The sequence below is a fragment of the Acidaminococcus intestini DSM 21505 genome (assembly GCF_000425045.1).
Lineage (GTDB): Bacteria > Bacillota > Negativicutes > Acidaminococcales > Acidaminococcaceae > Acidaminococcus > Acidaminococcus intestini.
The window spans coordinates 19,078-38,715 of the sequence record NZ_AULA01000017.1; the positions used below are offsets into that span (position 1 = coordinate 19,078).

At 49.6% G+C, this 19,638-nt stretch carries 13 protein-coding genes; all 13 read right to left on the minus strand.

All coding sequences use genetic code 11. From position 1 onward, the window contains the following. Positions 1 to 79: 79 nt before the first annotated feature. The 13 genes from H503_RS0106580 to H503_RS0106640 all read right to left on the minus strand — a co-directional run bounded on the left by H503_RS0106580 (position 80) and on the right by H503_RS0106640 (position 19,496). Positions 80 to 3,412, minus strand: coding sequence for a UvrD-helicase domain-containing protein (locus H503_RS0106580; protein ID WP_014128529.1), 3,333 nt, complete (start codon positions 3,410 to 3,412; stop codon positions 80 to 82). After that, positions 3,405 to 6,431, minus strand: a complete 3,027-nt coding sequence (locus H503_RS0106585) for a PD-(D/E)XK nuclease family protein (RefSeq protein ID WP_016459503.1) — start codon at positions 6,429 to 6,431, stop codon at positions 3,405 to 3,407. Before H503_RS0106585 ends, H503_RS0106580 begins: the two co-directional genes overlap by 8 nt. 167 nt (positions 6,432 to 6,598) lie before the next feature. Then, on the minus strand, positions 6,599 to 7,534 hold the full coding sequence (murB, locus tag H503_RS0106590; RefSeq protein ID WP_016459502.1) for a UDP-N-acetylmuramate dehydrogenase: 936 nt from the start codon (positions 7,532 to 7,534) through the stop codon (positions 6,599 to 6,601). Then, positions 7,531 to 7,866, minus strand: a complete 336-nt coding sequence (locus H503_RS0106595) for a YlbF/YmcA family competence regulator (RefSeq protein WP_009015444.1) — start codon at positions 7,864 to 7,866, stop codon at positions 7,531 to 7,533. Before H503_RS0106595 ends, murB begins: the two co-directional genes overlap by 4 nt. A 152-nt stretch (positions 7,867 to 8,018) precedes the next feature. Next, positions 8,019 to 9,323, minus strand: a complete 1,305-nt coding sequence (locus tag H503_RS0106600; RefSeq protein WP_016459501.1) for a M15 family metallopeptidase — start codon at positions 9,321 to 9,323, stop codon at positions 8,019 to 8,021. Between the two features lie 5 nt (positions 9,324 to 9,328). Beyond that, positions 9,329 to 10,939 carry a sensor histidine kinase gene (locus H503_RS0106605; RefSeq protein ID WP_226828481.1) on the minus strand — a complete coding sequence of 537 codons (1,611 nt, stop codon included), beginning with the start codon at positions 10,937 to 10,939 and terminating at the stop codon, positions 9,329 to 9,331. A 23-nt stretch (positions 10,940 to 10,962) separates the two neighbouring features. Continuing rightward, a complete protein-coding gene (locus tag H503_RS0106610; protein ID WP_016459500.1) occupies positions 10,963 to 11,661 on the minus strand; it encodes a response regulator transcription factor in 699 nt (232 codons plus the stop codon). Between the two features lie 777 nt (positions 11,662 to 12,438). After that, positions 12,439 to 12,987, minus strand: a complete 549-nt coding sequence (locus tag H503_RS0106615) for an NADH peroxidase (RefSeq protein WP_009015448.1) — start codon at positions 12,985 to 12,987, stop codon at positions 12,439 to 12,441. 163 nt (positions 12,988 to 13,150) lie between these two features. Next, the gene (gene argC / locus H503_RS0106620; RefSeq protein ID WP_009015449.1) at positions 13,151 to 14,074 is read right to left on the minus strand and encodes an N-acetyl-gamma-glutamyl-phosphate reductase; all 924 of its coding nucleotides are present in this window, start codon (positions 14,072 to 14,074) and stop codon (positions 13,151 to 13,153) included. 208 nt (positions 14,075 to 14,282) lie between these two features. Then, positions 14,283 to 16,193: a heavy metal translocating P-type ATPase gene (locus tag H503_RS0106625; protein ID WP_009015450.1), complete on the minus strand. Its 1,911-nt coding sequence runs from the start codon at positions 16,191 to 16,193 to the stop codon at positions 14,283 to 14,285. Positions 16,194 to 16,236: 43 nt separating this feature from the next. Then, positions 16,237 to 16,455, minus strand: coding sequence for a cation transporter (locus H503_RS0106630; protein ID WP_014128642.1), 219 nt, complete (start codon positions 16,453 to 16,455; stop codon positions 16,237 to 16,239). Positions 16,456 to 17,206: 751 nt separating this feature from the next. Further along, complete coding sequence (gene feoB, locus H503_RS0106635; protein WP_009015452.1) at positions 17,207 to 19,270, minus strand: ferrous iron transport protein B; 2,064 nt, start codon at positions 19,268 to 19,270, stop codon at positions 17,207 to 17,209. Then, positions 19,263 to 19,496: a FeoA family protein gene (locus H503_RS0106640; protein WP_009015453.1), complete on the minus strand. Its 234-nt coding sequence runs from the start codon at positions 19,494 to 19,496 to the stop codon at positions 19,263 to 19,265. Before H503_RS0106640 ends, feoB begins: the two co-directional genes overlap by 8 nt. Positions 19,497 to 19,638 lie beyond the last annotated feature (142 nt).

Below are 19,638 nucleotides of genomic sequence, written 5' to 3' on the forward strand. Positions count from 1 at the left end.
GCCAAAGACCCTAACCAAACCAGTCTCCTGGGTTCGGTTAAGGTCTTTTGATGATGGTGGCGCAACGATGGATGACCGCTTACTTTTTGCAAAAATAGCCATAACCGCAATAAGTGCAGGCGTCCGTTTTCACGGCAAAGTCTTCTTCTTCGCCAAGGGTTTGGAGTTTTGTAAGGAGCGCTTTAAGTTCTGCCGCTTCCCTGTCCCGGTCAGTAAGTTCCCAGGTCGAGAGATTGCGCAGAAAATGGAGCGAGGCCTGACTCACTTTCATGTGATAAAGGGCTTCGGCGGCAAGGCTATAGATGGCAAGCTGCCGCGAATAAGCTTTTCGTTCCATGCCATCAAGGGGCGGATGACCGCTCTTATAGTCGATGATTTCAAGCGTTCCATCTGGCAGATGGACGACTTTATCGATGCTGCCTTCAAAGTAGACCGACGCATTCCCTACAGTCATGAGAGGCAGTTCAAAATCGACTTCTGCATCTTGGGGAAAGTCCCCATAAGCAGCATAAAGGGGCGACGCAAGGTAGGCATCGATGAGGGGGCCCCCTTCTTTTCGGAGAACGTTCTTTTCCCCATCGCTGTATGATTCTTCAAGAAGTGCCAGTTCCTTTGCTTTTTCAGCCGGTGCCGTGCGGCAAAGTTCCAAGACTTTATGGATGTAGGTCCCCAGCGTTGCCGGCGGAATGCGGACACTCCCCGTCCCTACCACATCGGGATCAAGGCTCGGCATATGGCTCCGATACTGATAGAAGTAGCGGCGCGGGCAAAGGTCATAAGTCCCAAGGGCCGTGGCGCTAAGGATCACTTTCTGTGGAAATTCCACAGCTTTCAATTTTTCGAAGGCGCCGGCTTCAAGTTCAAGGGGCGGTGCTTCCTGGATACTAAAGGAAAGGGGTAAGGCAAGGATTTCCGACGCTTTCAGTTCCACCCATTCGACAAGGTCTTTTCCCTCACCATCATGGAAAATACGGCGCAGGCTTTCATACCAATTTTCCCGGCTCTTGACACGTCCTTTAGCCCGTTTTTCCCGTCTGACAGATTCCTTTTCTTCACTCACAGCAGCCGACAGGAAAAGATATTTTTCAGCCCGCGTCATAGCAACATAAAGCTGGCGTTTCTTTTCTTCCCACTCGAGGGCGCGATTGTCCTCGCTCAATTCTTCATAAAGGGCGGTCTTTTGCGGTCCTTCATCACCAGGAATCATAATGCCAAGACCAGCGCCGGGAAGATACTGAAGGCCGAGCCTGTCAGGAGGCGATTTATACTGTTGATCCGGTAAAAAAACAGCGGGAAATTCCAACCCTTTGGACTTGTGGATGGTCATGATCTGCACGCTTTTGGCGTCCGGTTCCAAGGCAGCGCCGCTTTCCCGAGCCTGCATCCTGCGCATCAGGTTCAATCTGTCCAAAAAGTCTTCGCTGCCGCCCCCTTCCTGCATGGCAAAGGAAGCAGCCATGGAACGCAGTTTCCACACGTTTGCCATCTTTTCTCGTCCATGAGGCATAGCAAGAAGGAGACTTTCCACATGGAGCGTCTCCATGATGGCATCAAAAAGTTCTGGCAAAGAACCCAAGCGGCTCACGTGCATGAGGACCGTGAGTTTCTTCCAAAGACTGACATGGCTCGGTTCAATAGATTGGGACAGGCTCTCCCACAGGTTCTTTTGGGGATACATGCGCAAAAGGCCAAGGATTTCTTGATCCGTGAGACCGCCGTACGGAGACCGAAGGACGCCGGCCATGGCCCAATCCACATCAGGCGAAAGAACGGCGGTCATGATGGTGATGATGTCAATGACTTCCTGCTGTTCATAAAAGCCCTTCCCATCCGTCATGGTATAGGGAATATGGGCCTCTGCAAGAGCTGCGGCATAAGGCTCAGCAAGCCGGATGGCCGGTACGAGAATGGCAATGTCCCCATACCCCAGTTCCTCATGACTTTTTACGATAGCATCAATCTTTTGTGCCACCCACTGAGCTTCGGCCCGCTGTGCGTCGGCAAATGTGCCGTCTTCTTGGTCAATGATGGCAAGAATGGGTTTTTGCGTCGCTTTCTGATGGGGCACAAGGTCCTGGGCCATGACCGCCTTTTGGGGGTCCGTCCCCAAGAGGTCACGGAAGAGACAGTTGCAGGACTCGATGATTTCTGGGGCAGAGCGGAAATTATCGGCCATGACAATGTCCGTTCCGCCAGAATGTATGATGTCATCACGGACAACACGGAAGACCGTGACATCGGCACCGCGGAATCGGTAGATGGACTGCTTGGCATCACCGACGATAAAAAGGTTCTTCCCCCGCAGCTCACTAGCTGTCGCCCCTGAAAGCAGGTAAACCAGTTCTTTTTGCTGCTCATTCGTATCCTGGAACTCGTCGACCATGATGTAGTCAAAACGATGCTGGTAGGCCCGGCAGATTTCGGGATAATTCCGCAAAAGAGAGACCGCCCGTCCTGCAAGGAAAGAGAAACTAAAAATTTCCTGACGCAGGGATTCTTCTTCGAGACGGTCCGCAAGGCGGTGCAGCAGGCCATTCCACGCTTTGGCATAAGGAATGGCCACTTCATTGCGTGCGTAACCTTGAAGTTTGATTAAGGCCTCTTTCCACTCCTTGATGAGAGGGGCCGCTTTTCCTGCTGCGCGGATAAGGTTCATAAAGGGAAGAACAGTTTCAAGATCATCTGCAACAAGGGCTTCATGGTAGATTGCCCGTGCATTTTCAAGCTCCAAGAGGGCGTCTTTCGTCTTTGAAGGTTTTAGGTCTGCCCCAGAGGCGAGCATGGCAAGGAAGGTTTCTTCCGCCCGGATCTTTGCTTCTTCCCAATCCTCTTGACGTACCACATAAGGGGAAGAAAGATCCCCCAAAGCCATGAGGTCCGGCAGGATTTCAAGAAGACCATAAAGCATGCTGCCAAGCCTCCCCGGGTGATAAAGGCCCAATAAAAGCTCCAGATCCTCATCTTCTTTTTTGAGCAGATCCCGCAGGAAGGCATCGATAACGGAAGCTTGGAATTCCTTTACTTCATATTCTTCCTTCACCGTAAACTGAGGATCCATCCCTGCTTCAACAGGATGATCGCGCAGAATCTGGGAGCAGAAGCCATCGATGGTCGTAATGGGCGCGCCATCAAGGTGGCGCAACTGTTCTTCGAAATGGGCCCGCAGTTCACCGCTCGTCTTCCCCACTTCTTCCAAGAGGGACTTACGGATGCGTTCCCGCATTTCCCGAGCCGCTTTGCGGGTAAAGGTAATGGCAAGGATCCTGTTGGCGCTTTTGTCCGGATCTTTCAAGATGGTCAGGAAACGCTCGACAAGGACCCGCGTTTTCCCAGATCCCGCACCGGCTGAGACGGAGACATTCCGGTCCAATGTGGTAATGGCAAGGGTTTGTTCTTTAGTGAAATCAGCCATTTGCATCCTCCTCAGCGCTCATCATTTCGTGGGTTTGGTTGTCCTTGATGCGGCAAATGTCACGGGCGGGGCAGTAATCCGGGCATTTTCCGTTGTACGGCTCTGCGGCAAAGTCCCCACTTCTCATGCGCCGAACAGCCGCAGCGATAACGTTTTCGGAAATCTTGAGAACGTCCTCCATATCCTTTCCTCGTACGCTCTTTGGTGCCTCTTTAGCCGCTTTGCCAACGCTCGACCACATGCCGCCCACGCGGCGTCCCGTTCGGATATCTCCATAAATAGCGCCAAAAATCTGTTGGTCAATAAGACCCAGATTGCGTTCGAGGACCTTGATGTAAAGGGGCAGCTGGACGGCTTTTCCTTCATCCATACGAGCCGTGGTCGGCCGTCCGCCCGTTTTGTAGTCCATGATGAGGTAGCCTGATTCACTTCGGTCAATGCGGTCAATCTGGCCGGAAAGATAGACTTTCTTTCCATCCACCGTAAGGTCATAAGGAGGCCAAGCCGCGCCTTTTCGGCCGAAGGCCTTTTCTACGGCACAAACCGTGACTCCAGTAGGGCTCTTTTCCTCATAGTCCACTTCCATGCGGAGCCAGCGCTTCAGCCATTCTTCATAGCTTTTTCGAATGTGGTCCGAGTAGCGGGACCGGGGAATATCCCCGTTCCGTTCCATTTCGGTATAAGCAGCTTGGTACGCCTCACTAAGTTCCTGCCACAGCATTTCCAGTTCCTTTGTAAAGAGCGCTTCCCCCAAGTGACGCCCCATGAAGCGGGAAAGGGTCAGATGGATCAGGTTTCCCACAACGTCCGGTGTAGGAAATGCCGTCTTTGCTTCTTTTACGTCAAGCTTCCACACATGAGTAAATAAGTACATAAAGGGACACGTGAGAAAACCGTCAAGCTGGGATGCGGAAAGATGGAGCGTTTCTTCCTGCGGTCCCAAATAGCCATTATAAAGGCTCTTTGGAGCAAACCGATTCTTTTCGTCCTGGGCCCGCAGCAAAATTTTCGCGTCCACATGGTCTGCCAGATAGGTGGCTTCCTTTTCGCCCAGATTTTCCGCTTCCATGAGATAGCGTACCATTTGGGGCTCGCTGTAACAGTCATGGACATCTGAATGATACGTCACAAATGGCAGGGCGTGAGGCGTGAAAAAGTGCCGCAGCCGTTCAATATAATAGCTTGCGCCGCCCTCATCGTCAGCAAACCAGGAAAGATGAACTTCCTTTTCGGCAAGGCTGACAGCCGAAGCAAAGAAAAAGCGATCCCGGGCAAGGCGCCGTGCGGACGTACCCAAGGGGATATCAAGAGCAGCAAGTTCTGTCCGTTCTTCATCGCTGTAGAGCCAGCTTTCCCGGGAAATAGCCGGAAAGAGCCCATCCCTCACGCCCAGGATATAGACATAAGGATAAGGAACGCCTTGAATATCGGAGGCTTCCATGACACGGATACCTTCTTCATGACTCGGCGTCAGCGTAATAGTCGTGCCAATGAGGGCCTCCTTCCAATAAGAAAAGATGTCCCCCAATCCGACGGAGAGGTCCTTGCTGCCGACAGCTTCAAAAAGGGCTTCGAGACGGTCAAAAAAGGCCCTGACGAAGTCTTCGGACTGAGCCATGATCTTCACTTCCGAAAGGGTCACTTTTCCCTCCTGATGGAGCCTGCCAAAGGTCCGCACAAGGTCCCATTCCGTGAGCCTTTCGTCAAGATAATCCCGCCACTGCGTACAGGTCTTTGGCGTCTGGAGCGCTTCAAAAAGAGGCTTCAGGTCCGAAACACCGGAAAGATGGGAAATGCGTTCCAAAAGGAACCCTGGCGTCTCGATATAGCTTTCCTCGACAAGGTGACCTACGGCTATCCGGTCCACATGGAAAAGTTCCTGCATGAGCGTTGTCTTCATAAGGGCTAGAAGGGGCATCGTATCATCCTTCGTTAGCGCTGCTTCCCAGAGTTTTGTAAGGAACAGGGGCAAAGGCTGACCGGCAAGGTCCGTCACATCTGCAAGGGTCGACAAGAGACCGTATTCTTCCATGTACCGGCCAAGACCCTGATAGTCATTGAGATTCCGTACAAGAAGGAGAATTTCATGGGGCGCCACGCCGCTTTTGAGCTTTTTCTTGACGTCTGTAAGGACCATCTTGATTTCGCTGTCAACGCTGGACGCTTCACCAAGATAGATGTGCTGCGCAGCCACGGCATCGCCAGTTGCTTTGGGAAACGTTTCGGCAAAATAGGCAAGGTCCTCAGGACGGCTCACTTTTTTTGGTGCAATTATCTTTTCATACCCATCTCCCAAGAGATCTTCTTCGAGTTTTCGCGTTGCTTCCGATAAATCAGGTCGCGACTCATCATAAAAAAGGCCAAAAGAGATGGAAACCCGTTTTCCCAGGGCTTTTACAAGAGCCATCTGAAGACCTGTCAGTTCGTTGAACTCACTGAAATACAATTTTTCCCATGGGAGAATCGCCCCTGGATCTTGCAGCACGTCAAGGGCCGCGTCATAGAGACCATTCAGGTCGCAAAGATGGCGTTCATTCATGAGAGCTTCATAAGCAGAAAGGATGAGGGCAATTTCCTTATCCTTTTCCCCTCCCCGCTTTTCCTCACGGTTCCAGGAAAGGACGGCGTTCTTGAAATCTTCACCCGTCACATGACACGTTTCAAGTTCTGTCAATAGCTGGACGACACTGTCACAGAACCCCTTTTTATCGGCAAGGGTCCTAAAATAAGGCAATAGTTCCTTTCCAACAAGATACTCGATGGCTTCTGATGCAATGCGGGCCTGCGTATCCCGGGAAATCAGCATCCGTTCATTTTCCCGTCCGTTTAAGCGCAGGATTTCCCGCGGCAGGGCATCGATGGTACTCGTCTTGACGACGCCATGGCGACGGACCAGGTTTCTAAAATACAGGTTTGGCACAAGAAAAAGGGCTTTTCCATAAGGGTACTGGACCGCTTCTTTCAGGAAATCTGGTCGCATGGTCTCCCCAAGGCCCGTGATCCATAAGGTTTTTTCCATGGTTCCTCCTTTGCCAAGATTCTTTTCTTTGGCTTCTTCTCCTATTATGACGGAAGCAGAACAAAAGTTCAATATAGTCCGTATCATAGGGTGAAAATTAACCCAGCAATCACCTTATCCATAAAACAAAGGACCTTTCCTCGCTAAAGGAAAAGTCCTCTATGCTGTCAGCTCCCCCGCTTTTCATCCGTGTCTTCCCCAAAGATCCTGACTTCCGGTTCAAGAAGGACGCCATACTGGCTCCTGACCTTATATTGAATGGTTTTAATGAGGCGCAGCACGTCTCGCGCGGTTGCCTCCTCACGATTGATGACAAAGCCCGTATGCTTTTTGCTCACTTGAGCGCCGCCCATGACAAGGCCGGCAAGACCTGCCTGCCGGATAAGGGGACCTGTATAATAACCGGGCGGACGTTTGAAGGTGCTGCCCGCACTGGGGTACTCCAAGGGCTGCTTTTCCTTGCGGCGTTTCGTAAAGTCCGCCATTTCCGCTTCGATTTCACAGGATGCCTGAGCCCATAGCTCCATGACCGCTTCGACGATGACGCAGCCTGGATGATCCATGAAATAGGAATGACGGTAGCTGTAGGAAAGGTCCGTAGCCTTTGCGGTTTGAAAGTCCAGGTTTTCATCAAGGAAGGTCACTTCCTTGATGACATCGCTCATTTCCCCGCCATAGGCACCGGCATTCATGAGCACGGCACCGCCAAGGCTGCCGGGAATACCGATGGCAAACGTGAGGCCGCCCAGTCCATGGGCAGCCGCCAGTTGGGAAACCTGAGAAAGGGGCACGCCGCCGCCGGCGCGCAGTTCGTAACCAGTCACGAGCTGCGCGCCCCCTTCATCCAAATGAACAACAAGGCCTCGAATGCCGCCGTCACGGACGAGCATATTGGAGCCTTTCCCTAGGATAAGGTAAGGCACATCACAGTCCCGTGCCTTTTTCAAGAGGGCCTGGAGCGCTTTGGCCTCCCGCACCGTCACAAATAGATCGGCCGGTCCGCCAATAGCAAAGGTCGTATGGTCCTTCATCGGTTCCCCGATGCTGAACGAATTAGGAAAATGCACCTTTACATACGCGCAAAGACCATCAAAGTCCATCATTCGACAGCTTCCTTGATGGTATCGCTGAAAGCCTTGGACAGGTCGCCCAGCATCATCTGGAAGCGGATGTAGTTTTGGATATATTCGCTGGCAACGGGATTTAGCTGCAGCACTTCATAAAGTTTCTGCATCTTTTGTACCTGAGCTTCGTCCGGTTTCTTTCCCTGATACTGGGCCAGTTCAATTTCTGACTTCTGCTTGAGGAAGTCCTTGACCATGGATTCCGCGTCCTTATCGGCCGCGAGTTTCGGTTTGACCTCCTGCATCTTTTTGTATTCGTGGGAATCGCGGATGGCTTCGCACACCTGATTCATTTGATCATATACGTTCATGGGATTTCTCCTCCTTTTTTTGGTTATGCCTCCTATTCTAACATAGAAAAGATTGGAATGCCAATTTTCTGTGATTGTACAGAAACTCCCATGAGGAGCTAAAAAAACGCAGGCCTTCTTTGTAAAGAGAAGACCTGCTGCAATATGTATGATTATCCTTTGTATTCGTAGTGCCACCATTCCATGTCGCTGCCGTTAAATCCACTTTGCGTCATGGCATAATCGAGAAGGCCGCGCAAATAGCGCTGGAGATCCGTACCACCTGGAAAAGCCCGAAACTGAGCAGGTGACAGTTCATCAAAATCAGAGATCATCTTGATGGGGGTTCCCGTCTCAAGGTCATAGAGACTCACATCAAGGCTGCGCCCCGTATTATGGGAATAACCTTCACTTAAAGGGGGCAAAAGGCTGTCACGGGAAGGACCCAAGAGCAGCTTTGCCACAGCAAAATCTTCATAAGAACGGTAGCCTTCCCAGATAAGGAGCCCATACCCTTTAGAAGCCAGTATTTCTGCCGCCCGGCTCAAAGCTTGTGCGGCCTTACGGTTCAGTTCTGCCTTTTTGCTTGACACGATAGCTTCTCCAAATAGATTATTCGCCGTACTGTAGCGGAGGTCAAGTTTTGCCGTTGAAACAACATCGCTCACGCTTACAAGATCAAGCTTTTCTGCAGCTATTTTTGAAGGGACGGGAAAGGCCTTGGCTTTTTCCCTTGCCTGCGCCAAGGTCATGACCGGTTTGACGCGCCAAGGCCTGTCATTTTCGCCTCGCGTAAAAATTCGGCTGTAGGAATGATTGCCTATGCGCAGGCTGATTCCCAACCCTGATCCATTTCGGTCAAAACGGACGGGAGAGGACGTATCCGTATAGGGGCCCTTTTCCATCAGTGTATAGGCATCATAATGATTCTTTACCAAGGCAAAGCTGTTGCTTTTCGTAAAATCCCGATCATTTTTTTCAAGCTCATAAAGTAGTTCCAGTTCTCCTTGATGTTCCCGGACAAGGAGCACATCTCCGCCGCCGTGATAGTATCCAATCAAGGCCTCTTCATCAGGGGCCATCTCGTAGGGAGCTTCCTGAAAGGCTTCATCAGGCGGCTTGCCCGTATAGGTCATGGCAGGGTAGACATAACGGCCTGCAACAAGCTGGGATCCACCAGGGGACAGACGGACCGTACTGTCAGCTTTGACCGTAGGGCCTTCTTCCCGAAGGGTGTAGCTGTCCTTACGTTCAGGAGACAGATAAAACCAGTTCCAGCGCGTCCCATTTTCGCCGGGGAGCGCATAGCAGAGGGAAAAACCACTTTTTTGCGGCACCAAGGCAAGGGTTTCATGGGCATTTCCGAAATACCTAAGAGCAGACGGCTGGGTTGGGGTGACTGGTGCCGTGGCCTGAACAGTACCTGCTCCCCACAGCCCGATGAGGCAAAAACACAGCGTAAGGAGTTCTTTTTTCATATGGATCACTTTCCTTCCGGCTCCACTGGATCTTCATCAGGAAGAGGCACAACGGGCTCAACCACTTCTGCCACATGTTCCTTTCCCATTTTGCTTTTGACCTTGGCAGGGGGAAACGTGATCATAAAGGTCGTTCCCTTCCCCACTTCGCTCTGGACCTGGACCTTGGCTTTATGGATACGAATAATTTCCTTTGCAATGGCGAGGCCTAGGCCAGTTCCCGGGATATGGCGTGAGTGGGACTTATCCACCTTGTAAAAGCGTTCCCAGATATAGGGAAGGTCTTCCTGAGGGATCCCATACCCGTGGTCTGTCACCGTTAACACAGCGCCTCCGGTGCGGCTGGGAAGGACTTGGAAGACGATGGATGATGAATCAGGGGAATACTTCATTGCATTATCCCCCAAGATCATGACAAGCTGGAAGAGCCGGTCCCCGTTGCCCATGACCATGAGATTGTCATCAAGGTAGCGCTCGAGCCGGATATCCCGCTTTTGGGCCCGAACTTCCATCATGCTCACGACGTTTTCCGTAATCTCACCCAACGGCACAGGTTCCATTTCCTCATTTTCCTTGCGTTGGAGACGGCTGATTTCAAGAAGTTCATTGATCAGCCGTTCCAGGCGCTGGGTCTCATTATCAATGAGTTTCCTATATTTTTTTATATCATCCGGATCTGTGACCGTTCCATCGAGGATGGCCTGATTATATCCTTGGATGATAGTAATGGGCATCCGCAGTTCGTGGGAAACATTGGCTACAAAGTCGCGGCGCAGTTTTTCCATCTTATTGGTCTTAAGGACAAATTGTTCCAGGTCACGGCCCAAGGAATTCAGGGAGCGGCCCAAATCAGCCACTTCATCCTCCCCGTCTACGACAACCTTCAAGGAGTAATCGCCGGAAGCAATGGCCTTGGCGCTGTTTTTCATGTCTACAAGGGGACGCACAAGGCGCCGCGTGAGTCCTGACACAATGATGACACTGATGACGAGGGCGGCAATGCCGACAATGATCGTGTAGATATAGATATCGCGCAGGACACGGTTTAACCCATCAATGGGGGCAGCCAGCAAAATGGCCCCTGTAATTTCCTGATGTGAATCTTCCATGGGAAGCCCTACCAAGAGCACCTGTTCCTTATAGTAGGGATGAAAGAGCCGGGCATTGACACGGTTGCGTTCATAGACGCTCGAGAGAATAGATTTGACTTTATCATTGAGGGGACCGCCTTCCCGAAGCTGCTGGTCAATGGCTTCAACGGAGCTTCCCTTGCGGCGGGAGGAGGGGTCATTGGCGCCGGCACTCGGCATGTCGTGGGCTGTACGAAGATCTTTTTCCATATCCCGCATCGTTTCGGAGGCATTGATGAGGCGGTAATTGGAATCAAAGACCCAGATACGCGCGCCAATCAGTTGATCCACACTTGTAAGGTACTGGCTCAACATGGCGGACGACGCCCCTGACGCGTTGAAATAGCGGACAATGAGGGCTACTTCTCCCCCTTTTTGGTTCAGTTCCGTCTCCTTTGTACGGAAGAAATAATCCGTAATCAAATAGGAAAGTCCTACGGAAATCCCTACGATGATAATGACAATAAGGCCCATGTAGCTATACATGAGCCTCGTACTTAATGACTTTTTCACTTCTTGACCTCAAACTTATAGCCAACGCCCCAAACGGTCACGATATCCCATTTCGCATCCTTGGGAATGTCCAATTTGTGGCGAACGCGCTTGATATGCGTATCGACCGTGCGGGTATCCCCGTAATACGTATACCCCCAAATTTTTTCAAGCAGCTGATTGCGTGAAAAAACAATGCCCGGGTTTGATGCAAGGCACCACAGAAGCTCCATTTCCTTTGCCGTAAAGGTCACTTCCCGGCCAAAGGCAACGACGCGATATTCACTTAAGTTGATCATGAGATCGGGATATTCAAGGACTTGCTTGTTCTGGGATTGCAGGAACTGGCTGCTGCGACGCAGGACAGCCTTAACGCGGGCGACAACTTCGCGGGTATTGAATGGCTTTGCGATGTAATCATCGGCCCCCATCTCCAGACCCAGGATACGGTCATCATCAAAATCCTTGGCGGTCAGCATGATGATTGGCACATCAGAAATCTTACGGACCTGTTTGCAGACTTCAAAACCATCGAGGACAGGCATCATGATATCCAGAAGGATGATGTCCGGTTTCCCCGCCTGGATCTGCACCAGGGCTTCCGCCCCATCGGCCGCTTCAATCACTTTGAAGCCTTCTTTTTTAAAATAAAGGCTCAAGATCTCTCGGATCTGTGCCTCATCATCAGCAATCAGTACGGTCTGTTGTCTTTCCATAGTTATAACAACCTTCCTTAACAGAATCCTCCCTCAAAGAAAGACCCATGCAAATTGGATATACCACTTGCTCCATTATACAGCGTAAAAATCGAAAGAACAAATAAAATCTTTATGACAAAAAAAGGAAATGACTGTGAAGTGCAGGATGTCTCCTTATTTGGCCAGCGAAAAAGACGCTCATAGATTCCTAAGAAAGACGCAACCTGATGATGGGTACGGATCTAAATGAGGCGCTGGATTTCCTGCGATATTTTGTTCTAGTCTGCCCGTCTTGCGCTTTTCGGAAACGCATGATTATGGAAGAACAAGTTTCCCTTATTTTACAATGAGGGCGCTCGATTTAACAAATTCCCCTGCCATCCCTAGCGAAAGGCTCTCTTGTTATCGTGTTTTTTCCATATCCTCACCCCCTGGAAATCGTCCAGTCAAAACGATTTATGGCCCGCAAGATTGAGGTAACGCCCAATGATGCAAGCGATGGAACCAGCCATATTCCAATGGATTCACTGAAGGCGATAACAACCTCATTGAGACGGTTAAAAAATAGGCGTAGGAACACGTGATTTCGGGAGATTGAGGAACAGGTTTTCTCTCAACTTGACAAAACAAAAAACCAGCAAATGTATTGTCAGCATCCAAACGGGAATTAATCCGTGAATCAATCCATTTTTTGATAAAAACAAAACCGTACCTTGAAGCTTGAATCCATTTGCCAAAATTTTGCCACAAGAGACAAAAAGCCCGCACCCATGGAGGATGCGGGCAGATTTGTGATTATTTGCCGAAATAACGAGCCAGCAGGGCGTCGAAGGAACGGCCATGACGAGCTTCGTCTTTGCACATTTCATGAACAGTATCATGGATGGCATCGTAGCCAAGCTGTTTAGCCAAGGTAGCCAGTTCTTTCTTTCCTTTGCAGGCACCCTGTTCAGCAGCAGCTCTCATTTCGAGGTTCTTCTTGGTGCTGTCGGAAAGAACTTCGCCCAGCATTTCTGCAAACTTGGAAGCATGTTCAGCTTCTTCATGAGCAGCCTTTTCGTAATATAGACCAACTTCAGGATAGCCTTCACGGAAAGCAACGCGGCTCATTGCAAGGTACATACCAACTTCGGAGCATTCACCAGTGAAGTTTTGACGCAGGCCTTCGATGACTCTTTCATCTACGCCTTTGGCTACGCCAAGAACATGTTCATCGGCATATTCTTTTTTGCCTTCACCCATAACGGTGAACTTATCTTTCGGAGCACCGCACTGAGGGCACTTTTCAGGAGCTTCTTCCCCTTCATAAACATAACCACAGACGGAACAAATGAATTTTTTCATAGTAAAAACCTCCCCTTGAAATTGGCTTCTTCCATTTTTGGAAGAAGTATTTATTAATAATTATTTTTGCTTACATCCTTATTATAGCATCAAACTTATAAAATGCAAGCCCTTTTTACTTATTTTTTAAGAATTTTTATTTCTTCCGCCCTTCGTCCGCACCTTATAGGGACAGTCCTGTCGTTGGATCAAGACCAAGGGCAATATTCATGCTCTCCAAGGCCGCTCCGCTGGCACCTTTCCCGAGATTGTCAAACTGAGCCGATACAGTGATCCGGTCCATGTTCCCACAAATATAAAGACGCATGGAATCCTTTCCTGAAAGGGTATTTGATCCAAGCATGACTGGATTCTCCTCTTCTCCGGCTACGGAGATAAAAGGAGAAGGGCCAAAAAATTCCCGATAGCCTTGACGGATATCCTCCAGCCGCTGATGGTCCCTATTTTCGATGCCCACGGTGACCAACATGCCCGAATAATACGGTGCCACAATGGGAAGGAAGATGGGAAGCGAAGCAAGGCCCGTATACTTCTTGATCTCCGGTAAATGTTTATGGGTTTGCCCCAAGGCATAGATACGGGGGGCATCGACCTCATGATCATGCGGCCCTTCGTATTCAGCAATCATCTTTTTCCCACCGCCGGAATAACCGGTCAAGGAGGTAATGGTCAGGGTCCTACTAGGTGAGACAAGGCCCATCTGGACCAGCGGCGCGATAACGGCAATGGACCCGCTGGCGTGACAGCCGGGAACGCTGATGCGGCTGCCATTTCGGATCTTTTCCAGAAAGGAAATCCCAAGTTCCGGAAATCCATAGGCCCACCGATCATCACAGCGAAAAGCGGTCGATGTATCAATGATCTTTGTATCTACATCTTTGACGGTTTCTACCAGTTCGCGGCTTGCCGCGTCAGGAAGACAAAGAAAGGCGACATCCGCCTCAGCGACTTTTTGGGCCCGGGCAGGAAGGGATTTTCTCTCCTCTTCAGAAATTGTAAGGAGTTCAATATCTTTCCGTTCCATGAGCCGATCTTTCAGACGAAGTCCTGTGGTTCCTTGGGAACCATCAATAAATACCTTGATCATACGTTGTTTCTTCCCCTCATTGATAGTTTTTTTGGGGAAGACCGACGGTTTAGTCGCTCTTCCCTGTTATTCCATTATATCATCTTTAGTTTGATAAATCGCTTTCTTTTGGGAAGAAACTGTGAAGATTCAAGAAACCGCAGAAATAAAATGGATCTGTGAAGAAATGAAGTTCTCATTTTTCACAGATCCCTGCAGGATGATAGAATCAGACCTTTTTTACGAACAAAGCCCTCATGGCATTCATGACGGCCATGATAAGGACGCCTGTATCGGCAAAAATGGCCATCCACATATTGGCCAGGCCCAACGCCCCCAAGATAAGGACAATCACCTTGATCCCGATGGCAAAATAAATATTTTGGTGGACAATGGACACGCATTTTTTAGAGATGCGAATGGCTTTCCCGATTTTCAAAGGATCATCATCCATCAAAACGACATCGGCAGCTTCGATGGCTGCATCGGACCCCATAGCCCCCATGGCAATCCCTACATCGGCTAGGGAAAGGACAGGCGCGTCATTGATGCCATCACCCACGAAAAGGACCTTTTCATTGCCATTTTTCTGCTGGGTAATCTTTTCCAGGAGTGTGACTTTATCTTCAGGTAAAAGTTCACTGTAGACACGCGAAATCCCCAGCTCCTGAGCGACCTTTTCCGCAACCTGTTTCGCATCACCAGTGAGCATAACCGTAGCGATGCCTTGTTTTTTCAGCTCGTCAATGGCCCTTATGGAATGCGGTTTCACGACATCAGCAATCAGGATGTGCCCTGCATATGTCCCATCAACGGCCATATGGACGAGAGTTCCCACTTGATGGCAGGGAAGATAGGAAATCCCCGCTTCTTCCATGAGCTTGGCATTGCCGCACAGTATGCTGCGTCCGTCAACGGTGGCCTGAATACCGCGGCCGCTCAGTTCTTTAATTTCCGTGACACGGCTGCGGTCCAGCGGTTTCCCGTAGGCTTTTTGAAGGCTTTTACTGATGGGATGGCTGGATGCATTTTCAGCAAGGGCGGCCCATTCAAGAAGGATATGGTCTTCAACAGGTGAATGATGGATGCCAACCACTTCAAAAACGCCCTTGGTCAGGGTCCCTGTCTTATCCATGACAACTGTGGCCGCCTGTGACAAGGTTTCCATATAGTTGGACCCTTTAATCAAAATGCCTTCGTGGCTTGCTCCGCCAATCCCGGCAAAGAATGTCAAAGGAACACTGAGCACCAAGGCACAGGGACAGCTGATGACAAGAAATGTCAGGCTCCGGTAAATCCAGCTTGACCACAAAGGTTCAAGGCCCATGAAGATCCGCACAAAGGGCGGAATAAGGGAAAGGGCCAAGGCACTGCAACAAACAATAGGCGTGTAATAGCGAGCGAATTTGGAGATGAAGTTTTCTGACTTAGATTTACGGCTTCCTGCATCTTCAACAAGTTCGAGGATCTTGCTGACCGTGGAATCACAGAATTCCTTTGACGTGCATATTTTAAGCACACCTTGCTGATTGATGGACCCGCTGACAACGGCCATCCCCGGTTCTACATCAAGAGGCAGGCTTTCTCCCGTAAGGGCGGCCGTATTAAGGGTAGAATGACCGCTTACGACCGTACCGTCAATCGGCACTTTTTCACCAGGCTGTACGACAATGAGGGTTCCTACGGCCACATCATCGGGATCGATGCGGATCAATTTCCCGTTTTCTTCAACATTAGCGTAATCAGGACGGATATCCATAAGTTCGCTGATGTTGCGGCGGCTCTTATCGACCGCATAGTCTTCAAATAGTTCCCCAACTTGATAAAAGAGCATAACAGCAATGGCTTCCGTGTATTCCCCATTTTGGAAGAATCCGAGGAAAAAAGCCCCTAAACTGGCAACGGCCATAAGAAAGTTTTCATCAAAAACCTGGCCGCGGCGAATATTTTTCCAAGCCTTGATCAGGATATTCCAGGAAATGACGGCGTAAGCCGCAAAATAAGGCAAGGATTCCCACAGCCTTGTCACGAGGGATTCGCCCGGTTTCATCGGGCCAGCATCCATAAAAAGATGAGCACCCGCCGTCAAGAGCGCGGCCGTAACGATGCGGATCAGGCTTTCTTTTTGTTCTGCTTCCATGATCTCTCCTTCTTGATTAAGTCAAATTTTAATTAAAAAGCAATCAGATCAGGACCTGAGCCTCTGCATCGACTTTTTCGCAGCGTTCCTTGACGGCTTTCATAACGGTTCCCGCATCCGCTCCCGGTTCAAATTCAATGGCCATCTTTTGGGTCATAAAATTAACAGCGGCCGTCTTGACGCCTGGAGTTTCCTGAGCGAGGCCCTCCATCTTGGCTGCACAGTTGGCACAGTCGACAACGATTGCATAACGTTTTTTCATCCAACTCACCTCACGATGTATTTTAATTAAATATTTATTTAATCGTTTAACTATGTTATACCCATTTTGAGTGGGTTTGTCAAGAGGATTCAGATGAATATGAAGCAAGGGGTTCATGGCCCAACCAGCACCTTTTCTATTTACTTGGATTAGAAATTGTGCCGATTCGATACAGTTACGTGTCATCATTGGCTTTAAAAGATTGATTTTATGGCAATGAGGTCATGGCACATAGTAAAATGATGCGATACACAATTTCAAGATAATCTCGCCCGAAAAAAGCTGTCGGCGGTCGAGCCACCGCTTGGAATGATTTCGTTTGTAGAAGAAGCATGATTCCCTGGGTCCTATATCGGTCAATCTTAAAATGACGGAACATGGTGCAGCAGGTTCTCGATCCATCATCATGAAGTAGGCCACAAACTGAACGTCAGCACTGGTTCGGATCGGCACTCTTAGTTTGCAGTTGAACTTATTAACGGGCTACTCTTTTGATATGGCTGATGCTTCCTCTCAAAATAACGCAAGCAAAACACAAAAGGACATGCGGGTTTCATTGTGCACAAAAACAGTTTTCGCAATTTTGCAGCCGCAAGGAATTGTTACTGCACGCCCATAAAGGACAAAAATGCCTCAAGCTGGATCCATTTACAAGTTCAGCTTGAGGCGTCTTTTATTTTTCGTTGCGTTCCGTAATACCCCGTGTTCTCTTTTGAAGAAAGGGCTCGTACCTTACCTGGGCTGGAGTGATTTACGCTCCGAAGATAATCTGAAATCCTTGATAAACAACAAAGGTCACCACCCATGCCGTCACGAGCTGAAACACCGCTTCACCAAGGGTCCAGGCCCAGCTTCCTGATTCTTTCCTGATAGTCGCAAGGGCTGCCACACAGGGGACATAAAGCAGGCAAAAGACCATGAGGCACAAGGCATTAATGGAAGTAAAACCAATGCTTTCAAGAGCCTGCTGAAACCGGTCCATGCCCTCTCCGCTTGTTGCATTGGTGATTCCAAAAAGAACGGCACAGCTTGATACAACCACTTCTTTTGCTGAAATTCCTGCAAGAAGGGCCACCGTAATCTGCCAAAATCCCAGTCCAATAGGAGCAAAAAGAGGCACCAGGGAGTGTCCTAAGAGAGCTCCCAGACTTTGTGTCGGATCTTCCGTATACCCTTGGGGTCCAAAGTTCAAGAGCCCCCAGATCACGATTGTCCCTAAGAAGATGATAGTTCCTGCTTTTTGCAGGTAGCCTTTGACTTTATCTGAAACATAGATGCCAACTGTACGCATATCCGGCATTTTATATTCAGGAAGCTCAATGAGGAGGTAATCCTCCTTGTCCAGATGACGGGCAACATCGGTCCAATGGATCAAGAGGGAAACGCCAATGGCAACAAAAATGCCAATGATGTACATGGAATAAGCAGCCACCATCGCATATTCATTGAAGAAGATTTCCGAAAAGAGAATATAGATGGTCAGGCGAGCGTTGCAGCTCATGAACGGAGTAACGAGCATGACCTTGTAGCGGTCCCGTTTATTTTCAAGACCTCGGGATGCCATAATGGCAGGCACGGTACATCCGAAACCAACGAGCATAGGGATAAAGGCACGGCCCGATAACCCAACCTTTCCCATGATATTTTCCATGACATAAGCAACGCGGGCCATATAGCCACTGTCCTCCAAAAAACCCAGGCTCAGAAAAAGAATCAGGATATTGGGAAGAAACGTGATGATGGTTCCCACCCCCGCAAGGGCCCCATCAAGGATCAGGGACTGCAGGGGCTTTGCGACCAACTGGGCCGACATGGCGGCAGCCATAAAATCTGTGAGGGCAGAAATACCGTCTTCAAGAAATCCGCTTAAAAAGTCCCCCACCGTGAAGGTAAGGAAAAAAATGAAGGCCATGATGAGAAGAAAAATAGGAATGCCCCATGTCTTATCCGTAAAGATTCGGTCCAGACGATCGGTGAATTCATCCCTTTTTTCCTTGTGGATGACCACTTCCCGAATGATTTCTTCAATAAAGTCATACTTTTGCCGAATGATATCGATTTCATAGCTCCGGTCCAGCACGTCGGGCAAGTTCACAGGAAGCTTTTCCATCACTTCCTTATCGCGCTCCAAAAGTTTGATGGAGGCCCAGCGGCGATTGGGAACATCCGTATAATGAGTTTCAAGAAAAGCGGAAATCTGGTCGATTCGGTCTTCGATATCATCGGAATAGACCATGGCATATTCCTGATGATTGAGTTCATGGGTACTGGGTTGATCATGGTCGTGAATCAAGGGATCGGTCGTATTCACGTCCTTATGGTGAGCCGCGGCGTGAATGAGCACTTCAAGGCCCCGTCGCTTTCTAGCTGATACGGGAATGACCGGGATGCCGAGCATTTCTGGCAGCCGGTGCAGGTCAATCTCCAGCCCACGTTTTTCTACAATATCCATCATGTTAAGGGCCATGACCACCGGCTTACCCAGTTCAAGGAGCTGAAGCGTCAGATAGAGACTGCGTTCAAGGGCCGATGCGTCAACTACGTTGATGACGACATCCACCTCATCACTGAGGATGAATTTCCGGGAAACAATTTCTTCCATGGTGTAACTTGTGAGACTGTAGGTCCCGGGCAGATCGACAAGACGGATATTCATGTTGTGGTGGCGGATGGCACCCTCTACTTTTTCCACAGTCACGCCCGGCCAGTTCGCGACTTTAAGATTGGCGCCTGTATAGGCGTTGAACAAGGTCGTCTTCCCGCAGTTCGGGTTCCCAATGAAGCCAATGGTGAGATTTGTCTTTGCGTCAGCCATGATAGACCTCCCTTGTCACGTCGACATTGCGTGTCAGGTTGTAGCCCATGGCAAATCGGGTGCCCCGGACGGTCACAATCATGACGCCCTTTCCTTTACGGTCCACAACATCGACCGTTGTCCCCGGCGTCATCCCAAGGGCAAGGAGACGGCGTTCAATTTCAAAAGGCAAATGGAAAGCATCGATCATGGCGGTCTCCCCTTTGCCAAGTTCATTTAGTTTCATATCTCTGACTCCCCCAATTTAACAGCTCTTCCTATTCTAATTTGTTCTACTCATCTTGTCCACTTTATTGAGGAAAAAGACGAAGGAAAATTGCAGATTCTTTCTCGTTGCCTCTTTTCCCCCAACCGATATATACTATATG

What these genes read in the sequence shown, in the direction of transcription:
- murB (WP_016459502.1), bottom strand. Translation starts at nt 7,534, where the DNA reads ATGATGGACTTTGATGGTCTTTGCGCGTATGTAAAGGTGCATTTTCCT.
- H503_RS0106630 (WP_014128642.1), bottom strand. Translation starts at nt 16,455, where the DNA reads ATGAAAAAACGTTATGCAATCGTTGTCGACTGTGCCAACTGTGCAGCC.
- H503_RS0106580 (WP_014128529.1), bottom strand. Translation starts at nt 3,412, where the DNA reads ATGGCTGATTTCACTAAAGAACAAACCCTTGCCATTACCACATTGGAC.
- H503_RS0106605 (WP_226828481.1), bottom strand. Translation starts at nt 10,939, where the DNA reads ATGTATAGCTACATGGGCCTTATTGTCATTATCATCGTAGGGATTTCC.
- H503_RS0106625 (WP_009015450.1), bottom strand. Translation starts at nt 16,193, where the DNA reads ATGGAAGCAGAACAAAAAGAAAGCCTGATCCGCATCGTTACGGCCGCG.
- H503_RS0106600 (WP_016459501.1), bottom strand. Translation starts at nt 9,323, where the DNA reads ATGAAAAAAGAACTCCTTACGCTGTGTTTTTGCCTCATCGGGCTGTGG.
- H503_RS0106640 (WP_009015453.1), bottom strand. Translation starts at nt 19,496, where the DNA reads ATGAAACTAAATGAACTTGGCAAAGGGGAGACCGCCATGATCGATGCT.
- argC (WP_009015449.1), bottom strand. Translation starts at nt 14,074, where the DNA reads ATGATCAAGGTATTTATTGATGGTTCCCAAGGAACCACAGGACTTCGT.
- H503_RS0106615 (WP_009015448.1), bottom strand. Translation starts at nt 12,987, where the DNA reads ATGAAAAAATTCATTTGTTCCGTCTGTGGTTATGTTTATGAAGGGGAA.
- H503_RS0106585 (WP_016459503.1), bottom strand. Translation starts at nt 6,431, where the DNA reads ATGGAAAAAACCTTATGGATCACGGGCCTTGGGGAGACCATGCGACCA.
- feoB (WP_009015452.1), bottom strand. Translation starts at nt 19,270, where the DNA reads ATGGCTGACGCAAAGACAAATCTCACCATTGGCTTCATTGGGAACCCG.
- H503_RS0106610 (WP_016459500.1), bottom strand. Translation starts at nt 11,661, where the DNA reads ATGGAAAGACAACAGACCGTACTGATTGCTGATGATGAGGCACAGATC.
- H503_RS0106595 (WP_009015444.1), bottom strand. Translation starts at nt 7,866, where the DNA reads ATGAACGTATATGATCAAATGAATCAGGTGTGCGAAGCCATCCGCGAT.